Below are 14,387 nucleotides of genomic sequence, written 5' to 3'. Positions count from 1 at the left end.
CGCCGCCTTGTGCGACCTGTGCGGCCGGGTGCCGAACAAATCGTCCCATGGAAAGCTCGGCGCGCCGCGGGCGGCCTCCGCGGGAGCCGCTTGCATGCCAAGGCAAAGCAACGCTGCGGCAGCGGTAACCATTGCCGCACCCCCGCGACGAAACGCGCCAACAGGCCATTTTCGGCTTGCTTTCTCCGCGCTACAGTTCATGTCAGTTCCATGATTTTACTGTCGGCCGTCCAAGATGCCGGCAGATCATGCGTGAGGATCGAGGAGGGATTTGCGTATGCTTGGTTTGATGCAAGATTGGCCCTTGCTGTGCCACAAGATTATTGAGCACGCCGCCAAATATCACGGCACGCAGGAAGTCGTGACGCGGTCGGTCGAAGGCCCGATTCATCGCACCACCTACGCCGAAATCCATGCCCGCGCGCTGAAGGTCTCGCAGAGCCTGGAGCGCGACGGCATCAAGCTCGGCGACCGCGTCGCCACCATCGCCTGGAACACCTGGCGCCACCTCGAGGTCTGGTACGGCATCATGGGGATCGGCGCGATCTGCCATACGATCAATCCACGCCTGTTTCCGGAACAGATCGCCTGGATCGTCAACCACGCCCAGGACCGCATCGTCATCACCGATCTCACCTTCGTCCCGGTGCTGGAGAAGATCGCCGGCCAGCTGCCGAGCGTCGAGCGCTACGTGGTGCTGACCGACAAGGCGCACATGCCGCAGACCACGCTGAAGAACGCGGTCGCCTATGAGGACTGGATCGCGGCGTCGGACGGCAAATTCGAGTGGAAGACCTTCGACGAGAACACAGCGGCCGCGATGTGCTACACCTCCGGCACGACGGGCGATCCCAAGGGTGTACTCTATTCGCACCGGTCCAATGTGTTGCACGCGCTGATGGCCAACTCGAAGGACGCGCTCGGCACCTCCGCCTCGGACACAATGCTTCCGGTGGTCCCCTTGTTCCATGCCAACAGCTGGGGCATCGCCTTCTCCGCCCCGTCGATGGGCACCAAGCTCGTGATGCCGGGCCCGAAGCTCGACGGCGCCTCGGTGTACGAGCTGCTGTCGACCGAGAAGGTCACCCATACCGCGGGTGTCCCGACGGTGTGGCTGATGCTGCTGCAATACATGGCCGCCAACAATCTCAAGCTGCCGGATCTGCAGATGGTGATCTGCGGCGGTTCAGCGATGCCGCGCTCGATGATCAAGGCGTTCCTCGACATGGGCAGCCAGGTGCGCCACGCCTGGGGCATGACCGAAATGAGCCCGCTCGGCACGCTGGCGACGCTGAAGCCGCCGTTCACCGATCGCAGCGGCGAGGAGCGGCTCGACATCCTGCAGACCCAGGGCTACCCGCCGTTCGGCGTCGAGATGAAGATCACCGACGATGCCGGCAAGGAGCTGCCGTGGGACGGCAAGACCTTCGGCCGTCTCAAGGTCTCCGGTCCCGCGATCGCCAAGGCCTACTTCCGGGTCGATGCCAACATCCTCGACGATGCCGGCTTCTTCGACACCGGCGACGTCTCGACGATGGACGAGCACGGCTATATGCGGATCACCGACCGTTCCAAGGACGTGATCAAGTCCGGCGGCGAATGGATCTCCTCGATCGATCTGGAAAACCTCGCGGTCGGCCATCCGGCGGTCGCGGAAGCCGCCGTGATCGGCGTCCATCACCCGAAATGGGATGAGCGGCCGCTCCTGATCGTGCAGCTCAAGCAGGGCCAGAGCGCGACGCGCGAGGACATCCTGAAGTTCATGGACGGCAAGATCGCCAAATGGTGGATGCCCGACGACGTCGCCTTCGTCGACGGCATTCCCCACACCGCGACCGGCAAGATCCTGAAGACTGCCCTGCGCGACCAGTTCAAGGACTACACCTTCCCGACCGCCGCGGCGTGATGCTTCACGCTCCCCTGGAGAGCCCCTGGAGGGGAGGGTCGGCTGACGGCGAGCAAAGCGAGATGTGAGGCGGGGTGGGGTGATCTCTCCACGCGGGCAGCGCCCGATTTGAGAGACCTTCACCCCCACCTCGGTTCGTATGTCATGCGAACTGATCCTCCCGGTTTCGAATGCCGGCACGTCGCCGGCTACTTTGCATGGGGTTGTTTTCGATATTTTGGCAGCGCGCCCCTGCAGAGGCTGGCCATTTGCGAGGGCCCTCCTCTCCAAGGGAGGGTGAACAGCATTGCCCAAATCCCTTGAATTCGCCGCAGGTCCGTGGTCTCACACGATCATTGGCGGCGGCTGAGGTCGCCGGGGACATCAACCGGCAGATTTTTCGACGATGGCGCGCAGGTTTTCCGCTCCCTACCAGCAGGAGCCCGTGTCCGGTCTCGCCACCTGGTCGCGCAACCTCGCGATCTTTGCCGTCGTCGCGGTGGTGGTCTCGATCCTCATCGTCCGGTTCGGGTTCCTCGAGGTCAAACCGGCGCTGGCAACCTTCTTCGGCGCGCTGGGACTGGCCGCCCTGTCGATCCTGCTCGGCCTCGCCGCCTTCGCCGCGATCTGGCAGAACGGCACCCGCGGCATGGGCCGGATCCTGTTCGCACTGCTGATGGACGCCGCGATCCTCGCCTACCCGGCCTACCTCACCTACCAGTACCGCAAGCTGCCGCGGATCTACGACGTCACCACCGATGCGATCGACCCGCCGAAATTCGAGGCCCTGGCGCGGCTGCGCACCGGCGAGGGCACCAATCCGGCGGCCTATGCCGGGCTCTATTCGGCCGAGAAGCAGCGCGCGGCCTATCCCGATATCGAAACCGTCGAGCTCGAGGTCCCGGTCGACCGGGCCTACGAGATGACGCTGCGGCTGGTGAACCGCCGCAAATGGCTGGTCATCGACGCGCGCGCGCCGCAGCCGCCGCGTCGGATCGGACGCATCGAGGCGGTGGCCCGCACGCCGATCATGGGTTTCCGCGAGGACGTGTCGATCCGGGTCACGCCTGATGACGAGGACTCGCGCGTCGATATCCGCTCGGCGTCGCGCTATTTCGACACCGATCTCGGCAGCAACGCCGCGCGGGTCAAGAAGCTGATCGAGGACATCAACACCGCCGCGGAGAACGACAATTCCAAGCCGGCGAAGAAGGCAGCACCTGTCGTGCCAAAGGCACCGCCGGCGAAGACGGTGAAGAAGTAAATCTCTCGCCGTCATTCCGGGGCTCGCGAAGCGAGAACCCGGAATCCATTTCACCAAGGAGCTTGCGGCCCGATGGATTCCGGGTTCGCGCTTCGCACGCCCCGGAATGACGAATGGAGGCCGCTCAGGCCATCCGGTACGTGCCGCCGATCACCGGATCGCCGTCGGTCGCCACGACACCGCGCGCGACCAGATCCTCCAGATGGGCCAGCACCGAATAGCCGGCGGCGTTGGCGAGCCGGGGATCGAGCCCGATATAGATCGCCCGCACCATGGTCGGGATGTCGGCCTCGCCCTTGCCGAGGCGGTGCAGGATCGACGCCTCGCGCGCGCGGCGGTGGCGCGCCAGGAAGCGGACGAAGCGCGGGCCTTCCGGAATCTCCGGGCCGTGGCCGGAGAGATAGAGCTGCTCGGGCCGCTGCTCCAGCCGCTCCAGCGAGGCCATGTAGTCGATCATCGAACCGTCGGGCGGCGCCACGATCGAGGTCGACCAGCCCATCACGTGGTCGCCGACGAAATTGATGCTGCGCTCGGTCCACGCAAACGCCAAATGATTGGCGGTGTGGCCGGGGGTGGCGACCGCCTCCAGCGCAAAGCCACTGCCCTCGATGACGTCGCCGTGCCTGACCTCGACGTCGGGCCGGAAATCGCGATCGGCGCCGGATTCCGGATTGTGCTTCTCGCTCTCGAAACGCGGGCGCGAGGCGCGGTGCGGCCCCTCGGCATAAACAGGCGCGCCGGTCGCAGCCTTGATCCGCGGCGTATTCGGCGAATGGTCGCGATGGGTATGGGTGACCAGGATATGGGTCACCGTCTCACCCTTGACCGCATCGAGCAGCGCCTTCGCATGCGCCTCGTCGTCGGGACCGGGATCGATAATCGCGACCTTGCCTTGGCCCACGATGTAACTGACCGTGCCGGTGAAGGTGAACGGGCTCGGATTGTTGCAGAGGACACGGCGGACGCCGGGGCGGACCTGTTCGACCCCGCCGGGCTTCAGCGGAAAATCGCGGTTGAACGGGATGTCGTCGTTGTCGGCCATGGGTACGTCCCTATTGGCTCTCGTAGGATGGGTAGAGCGAAGCGAAACCCATCACGCAACCGCGCGCTGGGCGGCAAGATGGGTTTCGCTGCGCTCTACCCATCCTACGCTTGTCGGTGCGACTCGCCTTACGAGAACGCCTGGATGCCGGTGATCGCGCGGCCGAGGATCAGCGCGTGGACGTCGTGCGTGCCCTCATAGGTGTTCACCGTCTCGAGGTTCGCGGCGTGGCGCATCACGTGATACTCGATCTGGATGCCGTTGCCGCCGTGCATGTCGCGCGCCATGCGGGCGATGTCGAGCGACTTGCCGCAATTGTTGCGCTTGACGATCGAGATCATCTCGGGCGCCATCTTGCCCTCGTCCATCAGGCGGCCGACGCGCAACGAGGCCTGCAGGCCGAGCGCGATCTCGGTCTCCATGTCGGCGAGTTTCTTCTGCACCAGCTGGGTGGCGGCGAGCGGCCGGTTGAACTGCTTGCGGTCGAGCGTGTACTGGCGCGCGCGGTGCATGCAGTCCTCGGCAGCGCCGAGCGCCCCCCAGGAAATGCCGTAGCGGGCGCGGTTGAGGCAGCCGAACGGGCCCTTGAGGCCGGAGACGTTGGGCAGCAGCGCGCTTTCCGGCACCACCACGTTGTCGAGCACGATCTCGCCGGTGATCGAGGCACGCAAGCTGAGCTTGCCGCCGACCTTAGGCGCCGACAGGCCCTTCATGCCCTTCTCGAGGATGAAGCCGCGGATCTGGTTGTCGTGCGCGGCGGACTTGGCCCACACCACGAACACGTCGGCGATCGGCGCATTCGAGATCCACATCTTGGCCCCGTTCAGCTTGTAGCCGTCGGCGACCTTCTCGGCGCGGGTCTTCATGCCGCCGGGATCGGAACCGGCGTCCGGCTCGGTCAGGCCGAAGCAGCCGACCCATTCTCCGGTCGCGAGCTTGGGGAGATATTTCTTGCGCTGGTTCTCGTCGCCATAGGCGTAGATCGGATACATCACCAGCGAGGTCTGCACCGAGTTCATCGAGCGGTAGCCGGAGTCGACGCGCTCGATCTCGCGCGCGACGAGGCCATAGGCCACGTAGCTCGCATTGGCGCAGCCATATTCCTCGGGCAGCGTCACGCCGATCAGGCCGAGCTCGCCCATCTCGTTGAATATCTCGCGGTCGGTCTTTTCTTCCAGATAGGCCTTGGTGACCCGCGGCAACAGCTTGTCCTGCGCATAGGCCCGCGCAGTGTCGCGGATCAGGCGTTCGTCTTCGGTGAGCTGGTCGTCGAGCAGGAACGGATCATCCCACTGGAAGCTGGCGGCAGCCGGCTTGTCCTTGGACTGGGGGCGCACGCTCATGAAACATCCTTTCGCATCGTCACTCGGAAATTGGCGGATAAATTAAAGCGCTATGCTGCGAAGCGCAATTGAATTGGACGTATGCCATTCGGGGCGGTGCGCACGCATCGCGCCCGGAATGACCCGCATCAGCCGTCGAACTTCTCGTTCGACACGATCTCGATGCCGAAACCGGACAACCCCTTGTAGTCATGCACCGACGAGGTCAGGTGCCGGATCGAGGTGACGCCGAGATCGCGCAAGATCTGGGCGCCGACGCCGACCTCTCGCCATTGCTTGTTGCGATCGGCTTCCGCCGACTTCTGCTCGCCGACCGGCTGGACCGGAACACCCGCGGCACCGTCGCGCAGATATACCAGCACACCACGGCCGGCGGCCTTGAAGTGCCGCAGAACAGCTTCCATCCGCGCCGGCCCTGTGAACAGGTCCTTCACGATGTTGGGCTTGTGCAGCCGCGTGAGCACGTCCCGGCCATCGCCGATGCCGTTATAGACAAAGGCGGCATGCATGATCTCGTCGAACGGTGAGCGATAGGCATAGCCTTGCAGCGGGCCGATCGGGCTTTCGGTGGTGAAGGTCGCGACCCGCTCGATCAGCTTCTCGCGCGCCTGGCGATAGGCGATCATATCAGCGATCGTGACGTGCTTGAGCTTGTGGCGGGCGGCGAATTTCGCAACCTGCTCGCCCTTCATCACGGTTCCATCGTCGTTCATCAACTCGCTGATGACGCCGACCGGCGGCAGGCCGGAGAGCCGGCACAGATCGACCGCGGCCTCGGTATGGCCGGAGCGCAGCAGCACGCCGCCGTCGCGCGCGATCAGCGGAAAGATGTGGCCGGGACGCGCAAAATCATTGGCGCCGGCGTTCGGATTGGCGAGCGCGCGGCAGCAGGAGGCGCGTTCCTCGGCCGAGATGCCGGTGCCGCCATCGGGCTTGTAGTCGATCGAGACGGTGAACGCCGTGGTGTGGTTGGACTCGTTGTGCGCCACCATCGGGTCGAGCCGCAGCCGGCGGGCGTCCTCGGTGGTGATCGGCGCGCAGACGATGCCGGAGGTGTGGCGGATGATGAAGGCCATCTTCTCCGCCGTGCAGAACGACGCCGCGACGATCAAATCGCCCTCGCCTTCCCGATCGTCATCGTCGGTCACGACGACGAGTTCACCCTTCGCAAAGGCTTGCAGTACTTCCTGGATCGTATCGGCCATTGTCCTGACATCTCGCTTTATGCAGGCAGTGGATTAGCCGGGTTCCGATGTCAGCGCCAGTATCATTATGCAACCCGCCATGCGTCCGGCAGGCATCGTCGGCAGGCATGCCAGGACGGCGGCCGGAGCCCGTCGCCGGTTTCTACGGTAGCACCTCGCGCCGGTCGCTGAGTTGAGCGTCCAGCTCGGCGCGCTTGTCGTCGAGCAGGCCGGCGTCGGCTGCCTCGATCACCGAATAGAGCTCGCCGGCGTCGCTGAGCCGGGTCACCGTCACGTAATCGGCGCCGGCCGCGTAGAGATCGTCGACCCCGGTGAGGAGATCCGCGGTGGCGACGATCCGCGCGGTCGGATTCAAGGCGCGGACGTGACGCACCAGCTTCTCATTGTCGGCGCCGACCAGCAGGAAATCCGGCACGCTCAGGATGATGATCTCGGCCTTGCCGATGCCGGCGTGAACCAGCGTGTCGACATTGCTGATGTCGCCATAGATCACATGCATGCCGCGGTCGGACAGCGTGCGGAACACCAGCGGATTGAAATCGATGACGCTGATCTGCTCCAGCAGCGACTGGTTCTGCCGCTCGATCTGGCTGATCAGTGCGCTCGCCGCACGGAAAAAGCCGAGGATCACGATGCGCCGGATCTCGCCATGACCGCCCTCCTGGCCGCCCTCACCGCGGCCCTCGCCCACATGGTCGAGATCGCGCAGCCCGATGCGCTTTAGCGGGCCGATCAGGCCGCGCACGATCTGATCGCTGCGGCCCATCGCGAAGGTCGAGAGCACCGCCAGCACCACGAAGGCGAACGAGGCCGCATTGGCGGTTTCGGTTCCGATGTGGTTGGCGGCGACGCCGGTCTGGATCACCACCAGCGAGAACTCGGAGATCTGCGCCAGATTGATCGCCGGCAGCAGGCTGGCGCGCAGACCCTGCTTCATCAGATAGAGCGGCGTGAAGGTCGTGACCAGGCGGCCCACCACCGTGAAGGCCGCGATGACCAGCGCAAGCCAGATCACGGAGAGGCCGGGAATCGGGATCGTCATGCCGAGCGCGACAAAGAACAGCGTGATGAAGAAATCCCGCAGCGTCGTGACCTTGGCGGTGACGTCGAGCGCATAGGGAAAGGTCGAGATCGAGACGCCGGCGACCAGCGAGCCCATCTCGCGCGACAGATGCAGCCGCTCGGCGATCTCGCCGATCAGGAAGCACCAGGCGAGCGCGCCGAGCAGCACGAGCTCGGGCCGGCGCGCAATCTGGTGGAACAGCCGCGGCAACACGTAGCGGCTCAGCACCAGCGCGGTCACGACCAGCACCGCAACGCGGGCGATCGACAGCAGCACGACGCTCATCTGCAGATTGTCGAGGCTCGGCTGCACCGCCAGGAACAGGATCGCGAAGATGTCCTGCAGCACCAGCACGCCGAGCGTGATCCGGCCCGGCAGCGTATCCAGCTCGCGCTTCTCGTAGAGCACCTTGACGATGATGACGGTCGAGGACAGCGCGCAGGCGACGCAGAGATAGACCGCATCGAACTTGCCGCCGCCGATCGCAAGCCCGATTCCGGCGAAGAACGCGACGCCGATCAGGCAGCCGCCGATCAGCTCGCCGGCACCAGCGAACAGAATGACCTTGCCGGCGCGGATGATCTTCTTGAGGTCGATTTCCAACCCGATCATGAACAGCATGAAGATCAGGCCGAGTTCGGAGATGACGCTGATCGATTCCTGGGACTTGACCCAGCCCATGCCGAATGGACCAATGAAAAAGCCGGCGATAAGGTACGCCAGTATCAGCGGTTGCCGGGAGAAATGGGCAAGCAGCCCAATCCCCCAGGCAAGCAGGATACAGAGCGTGATATCGGGAATCAGTTCATGCATGCGTCAAAGACTTCCTGTTGCCGCAACCTAGAGGGCCGGGCGTGAGGATCAACCGAGCAATGTGTCACATCCGCGCAGGCGGCATTTTTCTGGCAGTTTTGCTCTGCCTGCTCACCGTGCGCTTGCCGGAGGCGCTAGCACAATCCTCGGCAAGTATTGAACAAAATTTCGCGAACTCGCTGACGGCGGTGCCGTCGGAAGGCCTCACCGCCTCGGGTGCATTCTACGTGCCGGTGTATTCCAGCGTGTCGATGAGCCAGGGCAAGCTCAGGGCCGATTTCTCGGTGACGCTCAGCGTGCACAACGCCTCCGAGACCAAACCGCTGGTGTTGAAGCGGATCGCCTATTTCGACACATCAGGCAAGATGGTGGAGAGCTACCTCAAATCGCCGATCGCGCTAAAACCGTTCGCGACGGTCGAGGTCGCGATCGCCACGACCGATACCCGCGGCGGCACCGGCGCGAATTTCGTGGTCGATTGGGCGGCTGCCGGGGAGATCGCGGAACCGGCGGTCGAGGCCCTGATGGTCGGCAGCGTCGGCGCCGGGCACTACGCCTTCATCAGCCAGGGTCGCCCGGTCCGGCTGGTCGGCAAGAACTGACTTCACGGACGGTCCTTCCACGGGCCTTCTCAACGACAACAACACGGAGCGAAACGTCCATGTCCACCTCAGCCCAGTTCGACTTTACACCGCTGCTCCCGGCCGGCCTGCCTGCGCCGGCCGCGCGCTGGACCGGGCTCGCCAAGTACAGTTTCGTCGGCGGCAACAACGATCCCGACCAAGTCCCGGTCGACGGGCTGCTGGAGGCGATGAACGCGGTGCTGAAGCGCGAGGGCAGGAATCTCGCGACCTACAACCTCGCGCACGGGCCACAGGGCTATCTGCCGTTGCGCCAGTTCCTGACCGAGAAGCTGAAGCGCGACGCCGGAATTGCCTGCACGCCGGACGAGGTCATGATCGTCTCCGGCTCGCTGCAGGCGCTCGATCTGGTCAATCAAACGTTGCTCGCCAAGGGCGACACCGTGCTGATCGAGCAGGAAACCTATCAGGGATCGCTGAACCGGCTGACGCGGCTCGGCGTCAATGCGGTCGGCATTCCCCTCGATGGCGAGGGCATAAGGATCGATGCGCTGGCCGAAGCGCTCGCCGATCACAAGCGGCGCGGCATCACGCCGAAATACATCTACACCATCCCGACCGTGCAGAACCCGACCGGCTCGATTCTTCCCGAGAGCCGCCGCGCCGAGATGCTGAAGCTGTCGAAAGAATACGGCGTGCCGATCTTCGAGGACGATTGCTATGCCGATCTGATCTGGAACGGTGAGCGGCCGCCCGCGATCTATGCCATGAGCACGCATGGCGGCGTGATCCATATCGGCTCGTTCTCGAAGTCGATCGCGCCGGCGCTGCGGGTCGGCTTCATCGTCGCGCCCTGGGCGATCATGTCGCGGATGCTGCCGCTGAAGACCGACGCCGGCTCCGGCGCGCTGGAGCAGATGGTACTCGCGGAATATTGCGCGCCGCATTTTGCGAGCCATGTGCCCAAGCTGACGCGAGGCCTGCGCGCCAAGCTCGACACACTGATGGAGGCGCTGAACGAGCAGTTCGGCACCGCGGCCGAGTTCGAAGCGCCCAAGGGCGGCATCTTCCTGTGGGTCAAGCTGCCCGACAATGTCGATACGTTGAAGCTCTACCAGGCGGCGCTCGCCGCCGGCGTCTCGATCAATCCGGGCCCGGAATGGTCGACCAGCAAGGCGCATTCCGGCAGCCGGTTGCGCCTCTGCTTCGCGAGCCCCTCGCACGAGCAGATCCGCGAGGGCGTCGCCGTGCTGGCCGAGGTGTGCCGCAAGGAGTTCGGCGTGCCGGCGCGCAGCAGCAATGTCGAGAAGCGCAGTCAGTGAGCCCACACACTCGCCGCCTCACGCGGCCAGGTGAAACTCCACATTCACCTGGCCACTCCCGCTCGACGGGAAGTAGTCACAAAGTTGTTCGGCGGCACCACGGAAATCGTACCAGCCGAGCGCGGCAAACAGCATGATGGTGTCGGCCATACCGCCCTCGCCGTTGCACCTCGTGGCGTAATCGGGAAGCATGTCGAGGAATTCACGGTACCGGCGCAGCTGCCACAGCTCGAGCACGCGCAAATCGACCTGACGGTTGAATTCGCTGGCGATCGATGTCCAAGCTTCAGGGCCGAGCTTCTTGTTCGGCAATAGCCGATGCGACAGCGATCCGCTGGCGAGCAGGGCAACCCGCTCGCCGGATTGGGAGATCGCACGGCGGGTCGCTTCGCCGAGGAGCCGGCTCTCCTCCACCGACGTGAACAACGGCGACGCGACCGAGACCACCCTCGCCCAACCATCCCGGTTCAGGTAGTGCATCGGAACGATGGTGCCGTATTCCAGACCGAGGCTTTCGATCTGGTGCGCCATCACATTGAGGCCGTTGCTTGCCGCCTCGCGTGCAATCGCGTCGGCAAGCCGGGTATTTCCCGGCAAATCGTAGCCCAGGTCCTTGATCATCTGCGGCGCTTCGTGGCTCGTGAACGAGCCGCGATGCCGGGCGTTGGCGTTGATGTGGTAGCCGAAATTCGATAGCCAATGGGTATCGAACACGACAAAGGTCGACACCCCGCGTTCTCTGGCGCGGCGACCGAGCTCGCGCAATGCTGCGACTGCGCCGGCCCTCACATCGTGCAGCGGGTGATCGGCCGGCTCCGATAGCATCAGCGACGGCACATGGCTGACCTTGGCGGCGAGTACGAGTTCGCCCATCAAAACAATATCCCCTTTCCGGTCAGGCAGGCTTGGTGGCATCGCTGCGGAATGCATTCAAGATGCGCAGCAGCAGCACGATCGAAACATTGCCCTTCCCCGCCTCGATGAGGGCGATGTAGCGCTGCGATACGCCAGATCGGCGGGCCAGTTCACGTCGTGTCATGCCGATGTTCGCCCGCGCACCGCGCACCGCCGCGCCGAGTTGCAGCAGGAAATCGCTCTCGGAAAACGCCGCGCCGCCAGGTGCGGAGGAACGTACCGATTGGTCGATGGCGGAACGATTCCCGGTCACGACAAACCCCTTGTAGAGGCTCATCATCGACGAACGACGCCATCTGTCCTTGATGCGGATCAATGACAGGAGAGCGCGGAGCTCAATCGCTCATCGCACCGAGAACGGCGCCTGATAGGGCCGGCCGAACGGCACGCCGTTGATTAACGTCTGCACCGGCTTCAGCTGCTGATTGCCGTCGCGCTTGTTGTTGCGGGTGTCGACGAAGGTGACCGGACCTTCGACAAGGTCCATGATCGCGACGTCGCCTGGCGCGCCGCGCTGCAACGTGCCGATCTTGGGCGTCCGGTTGATGATCCGCGCCGGCACCCAGGTCGCCATCGCCACGACCTGATCCAGCGAGGAGCCCATCGCCAGGAATTTGCTCATCACGTTCGGCAGGAACGGGATGCCGGGCGAATTGCCGGAGAAGACGTGGATGTCGGAAGAGATCGTATCCGGTGTGCAACCTGCCGGAATTGCGATCTCCGCCACCGTAAAGTCAAAACTGCCGCCGCCATGGCCGACGTCGAACAGCACGCCGCGCTGCTTGGCCGCGAGCGCCGCCGGCAACAGCTTGCCGTCCTGCACGATGTTGGTGAAAGCGCCGGACATGTTCGGCGCGCCCGAATAGGCGTGGGTGAGGATATCACCCGGCCGCAGCAGATCGAGGATGTCGGACATCAGCTCCTTGGTTTCGACGCCGCCGATATGCACCATCATCCGCGCCGGCCAGCCGCACATCTCGCAGGCCTGGATGCCGCGCTTCAGCGGCTCGACGCCGTGCTTGAAGATCACGTTCTCCGACATCCGCACCTTGACCCCGATCAGGAAATCGGGGTTCTCGGCGAGCGCCATGGCGCAGGCTTCGACCTGGGCGTTGTCGATGTTGTAAAGCTCGGCCACCGGGAAGGCCGACAGGCCGTTATTGGCGATATGGACGAAGGCGTAGATCCGCGCCCGCGACTGCGCCACGATGAAGCGCCGCAGCGCCGCGAGATTGTTGACGCCGGCATCACCCGCGGAGACCACGGTCGTGGTGCCCTGGAATTGCACCAGCTCGTCGGCAGGAATGCCGATCGCCGAGCCATAGGGGTAGACGTGGCAGTGCAGATCGACGAGTCCCGGCATCACGAGCTTGCCGGAAGCATCGATGGTCTTGACGGCGCGCGCGGCCGGGATCTCGTCCTCGATCGCCTCGATCAGTCCCCAGCGGATGCCGATGTCGCGCTTGCCGCGCAGCGACTGGCTGGGGTCGATCACGTCGCCACTCTTGATCACGAGGTCGAACTTGTCGTCCGGCCCCATTGCGGCTGCGGCCGGCCCCGCAATGGCGGCAGCAGCGGTCGATCCCGTCACTTTCAAAAAATCCCGGCGCGAAAATCCACTCATGGCAACGTCCCCCCGAGCGTTGATTTTTATGGCGCGATGATGCGTCGGACGCAGTGGTTAGGCAAGGCCACCTGAACAGCCGTTCAGAAAACTCGGCCGGTTCCCAAGGAACGTTTCGATGCCTGCACGGTTTCCTCCCCGCATCATTTGAGGAGGATGAAATGAAAAAGATTGGTTTTGTTCTTGCGGCGATTGGTACGCTTGCAGTGGCCGTTCCGTCGATCGCGAGCGCCGAGACCGTCGTGATCAAGCGCGGCCATCATCATCACTGGGATCGTGGCTGGGGCGCGCGCGCCGAGATGCGCCATGACCGTGGCTGGCATCGCGGCTGGCATCACGACCATGACCGAGCGGTCGTGATCAGGCGGGATCGCTACTAAAGCGTCGCTTCCAAAACGCCGACACAGCCAAGAGACCGACACAACGGAAAATGGCTCCTCGCGGAGCCATTTTCTTGTTCTACGTCTTGATCACGTGTTCAAGGAGCTCAGTCCCACGCCGGGGCAAAGCCCGGATTGACGCAGCGCATGTCCTTGCGCAACGCGGCGATCGCTTTGCGGTCGTCGTCGTCGAGCGTCACCTTCAGCGCGTCGAGATTGGCCTTTTGGCTTTCGGCGCGCGAGGCTTTCGGGATCGCCGCAACGCCGTCCTGATCGAGCAGCCATTTCAGCGCCACCTGCGCTGCGGTCGCATCATGCTTGCGGCCGATCTTCGCCAGCGTTTCATCGGTCGCGAAGCGGCCCTGCGCCAGCGGACAATAGGCGACCAGCGGGATCGATTTCGCGGCGAGATATTTCCGTACCGGCGTCTGGTCGAGCATCGCGTGATATTCGACCTGGTTGCAGGCGATCGGCGCCTTGATGTCCTCGACCACGGTCTTGAGCAGCGCGGTGGTGAAATTGGCGACGCCGATCGCGCGGAGGCGGCCCTCCTCCTTCAGCTGCATCAGCGTCTCGAACACGGCCGGCAGCTTCATGCTCTTCGACGGCCAATGCACCAGATAGAGATCGACATGATCGAGCCGCAGCTTCTTGAGGCTCGCGTCGAGCGCCTTGCGGATCGCATCCGGCGCCAAATTCTCGTGCCAGACCTTGGTGGTGACATGCAGGTCCTTGCGCGCGACCTTCGAGTCCGCAATCGCAGCCCCGATCGCCTCCTCGTTGGCGTACATCTCGGCGGTGTCGATGTGCCGGTAACCAAGCCCGAGCGCGCTCTCGACTGCCCCGCGGCAGGCATCGCCCTGCATGCGGAAAGTGCCGAGCCCGAGCTGCGGCAAGCTGATGCCCTGTATCTGCAGATTTTCCATGGATAGCTCCTGACGCGTGGGACG

General features: G+C 64.2%; 13 protein-coding genes. 5 read left to right on the top strand and 8 right to left on the bottom strand.

From position 1 onward, the window contains the following. The first annotated feature begins 277 nt into the window (after positions 1-277). Together H8A92_RS26565 and H8A92_RS26560 are read left to right on the top strand one after the other, a co-directional pair. Entirely contained in the window at positions 278-1,906 is a 1,629-nt protein-coding gene (locus tag H8A92_RS26565) for a fatty-acid--CoA ligase (RefSeq protein ID WP_229198494.1), read from the top strand. 385 nt (positions 1,907-2,291) lie between these two features. After that, a complete protein-coding gene (locus H8A92_RS26560; RefSeq protein ID WP_229198493.1) occupies positions 2,292-3,149 on the top strand; it encodes a DUF1499 domain-containing protein in 858 nt (285 codons plus the stop codon). Between the two features lie 124 nt (positions 3,150-3,273). Here the strand turns inward: H8A92_RS26560 and H8A92_RS26555 are convergent, their stop codons facing one another. The 4 genes from H8A92_RS26555 to H8A92_RS26540 form a co-directional block, all read right to left on the bottom strand. Beyond that, positions 3,274-4,191, bottom strand: a complete 918-nt coding sequence (locus H8A92_RS26555) for an MBL fold metallo-hydrolase (protein WP_229198492.1) — start codon at positions 4,189-4,191, stop codon at positions 3,274-3,276. A gap of 128 nt (positions 4,192-4,319) precedes the next feature. After that, positions 4,320-5,534 (bottom strand): acyl-CoA dehydrogenase, encoded by a 1,215-nt coding sequence (locus H8A92_RS26550; RefSeq protein ID WP_163156649.1) that lies wholly within the window; start codon positions 5,532-5,534, stop codon positions 4,320-4,322. Positions 5,535-5,662: 128 nt separating this feature from the next. Beyond that, positions 5,663-6,739 (bottom strand): 3,4-dihydroxy-2-butanone-4-phosphate synthase, encoded by a 1,077-nt coding sequence (ribB, locus tag H8A92_RS26545; protein WP_163156647.1) that lies wholly within the window; start codon positions 6,737-6,739, stop codon positions 5,663-5,665. A 142-nt stretch (positions 6,740-6,881) separates the two neighbouring features. Next, positions 6,882-8,615 (bottom strand): cation:proton antiporter, encoded by a 1,734-nt coding sequence (locus tag H8A92_RS26540; protein ID WP_229198491.1) that lies wholly within the window; start codon positions 8,613-8,615, stop codon positions 6,882-6,884. A gap of 59 nt (positions 8,616-8,674) precedes the next feature. Here H8A92_RS26540 and H8A92_RS26535 point away from each other — a divergent pair, with 59 nt between their 5' ends. Further along, a complete protein-coding gene (locus H8A92_RS26535; RefSeq protein ID WP_229198490.1) occupies positions 8,675-9,217 on the top strand; it encodes a DUF3124 domain-containing protein in 543 nt (180 codons plus the stop codon). 59 nt (positions 9,218-9,276) lie between these two features. After that, on the top strand, positions 9,277-10,518 hold the full coding sequence (locus H8A92_RS26530; protein WP_229198489.1) for an aminotransferase-like domain-containing protein: 1,242 nt from the start codon (positions 9,277-9,279) through the stop codon (positions 10,516-10,518). 18 nt (positions 10,519-10,536) lie between these two features. On the opposite strand, the gene hpaD is transcribed toward H8A92_RS26530, so the two are convergent. Genes hpaD through H8A92_RS26515 form a run of 3 tightly spaced genes read right to left on the bottom strand, consistent with a single transcriptional unit; the run spans position 10,537 to position 13,057 of the window. After that, positions 10,537-11,391, bottom strand: coding sequence for a 3,4-dihydroxyphenylacetate 2,3-dioxygenase (hpaD, locus tag H8A92_RS26525; protein WP_229198488.1), 855 nt, complete (start codon positions 11,389-11,391; stop codon positions 10,537-10,539). 22 nt (positions 11,392-11,413) lie between these two features. Continuing rightward, the gene (locus H8A92_RS26520) at positions 11,414-11,749 is read right to left on the bottom strand and encodes a helix-turn-helix domain-containing protein (RefSeq protein ID WP_229198487.1); all 336 of its coding nucleotides are present in this window, start codon (positions 11,747-11,749) and stop codon (positions 11,414-11,416) included. A gap of 27 nt (positions 11,750-11,776) precedes the next feature. Continuing rightward, complete coding sequence (locus H8A92_RS26515; RefSeq protein WP_229198486.1) at positions 11,777-13,057, bottom strand: amidohydrolase family protein; 1,281 nt, start codon at positions 13,055-13,057, stop codon at positions 11,777-11,779. A gap of 161 nt (positions 13,058-13,218) precedes the next feature. Between H8A92_RS26515 and H8A92_RS26510 the strand changes: the two genes are divergently transcribed. Next, positions 13,219-13,437 (top strand): hypothetical protein, encoded by a 219-nt coding sequence (locus H8A92_RS26510; protein ID WP_163156639.1) that lies wholly within the window; start codon positions 13,219-13,221, stop codon positions 13,435-13,437. Positions 13,438-13,544: 107 nt separating this feature from the next. Here the strand turns inward: H8A92_RS26510 and H8A92_RS26505 are convergent, their stop codons facing one another. Beyond that, the gene (locus tag H8A92_RS26505) at positions 13,545-14,363 is read right to left on the bottom strand and encodes an aldo/keto reductase (protein ID WP_229198485.1); all 819 of its coding nucleotides are present in this window, start codon (positions 14,361-14,363) and stop codon (positions 13,545-13,547) included. Between the last annotated feature and the right edge of the window lie 24 nt (positions 14,364-14,387).

The organism is Bradyrhizobium acaciae, assembly GCF_020889785.1.
Classification (GTDB): Bacteria; Pseudomonadota; Alphaproteobacteria; order Rhizobiales; family Xanthobacteraceae; genus Bradyrhizobium; species Bradyrhizobium acaciae.
Note: the sequence above shows the minus strand (reverse complement) of the source record. Positions and strands in the feature narration are given on the sequence as shown.

Bases quoted from the DNA above. Each gene is read 5' to 3' on its own strand.
- H8A92_RS26565 (WP_229198494.1), top strand. From the start codon at position 278: ATGCTTGGTTTGATGCAAGATTGGCCCTTGCTGTGCCACAAGATTATT.
- H8A92_RS26560 (WP_229198493.1), top strand. From the start codon at position 2,292: ATGGCGCGCAGGTTTTCCGCTCCCTACCAGCAGGAGCCCGTGTCCGGT.
- H8A92_RS26555 (WP_229198492.1), bottom strand. From the start codon at position 4,191: ATGGCCGACAACGACGACATCCCGTTCAACCGCGATTTTCCGCTGAAG.
- H8A92_RS26550 (WP_163156649.1), bottom strand. From the start codon at position 5,534: ATGAGCGTGCGCCCCCAGTCCAAGGACAAGCCGGCTGCCGCCAGCTTC.
- ribB (WP_163156647.1), bottom strand. From the start codon at position 6,739: ATGGCCGATACGATCCAGGAAGTACTGCAAGCCTTTGCGAAGGGTGAA.
- H8A92_RS26540 (WP_229198491.1), bottom strand. From the start codon at position 8,615: ATGCATGAACTGATTCCCGATATCACGCTCTGTATCCTGCTTGCCTGG.
- H8A92_RS26535 (WP_229198490.1), top strand. From the start codon at position 8,675: ATGTGTCACATCCGCGCAGGCGGCATTTTTCTGGCAGTTTTGCTCTGC.
- H8A92_RS26530 (WP_229198489.1), top strand. From the start codon at position 9,277: ATGTCCACCTCAGCCCAGTTCGACTTTACACCGCTGCTCCCGGCCGGC.
- hpaD (WP_229198488.1), bottom strand. From the start codon at position 11,391: ATGGGCGAACTCGTACTCGCCGCCAAGGTCAGCCATGTGCCGTCGCTG.
- H8A92_RS26515 (WP_229198486.1), bottom strand. From the start codon at position 13,057: ATGAGTGGATTTTCGCGCCGGGATTTTTTGAAAGTGACGGGATCGACC.
- H8A92_RS26510 (WP_163156639.1), top strand. From the start codon at position 13,219: ATGAAAAAGATTGGTTTTGTTCTTGCGGCGATTGGTACGCTTGCAGTG.
- H8A92_RS26505 (WP_229198485.1), bottom strand. From the start codon at position 14,363: ATGGAAAATCTGCAGATACAGGGCATCAGCTTGCCGCAGCTCGGGCTC.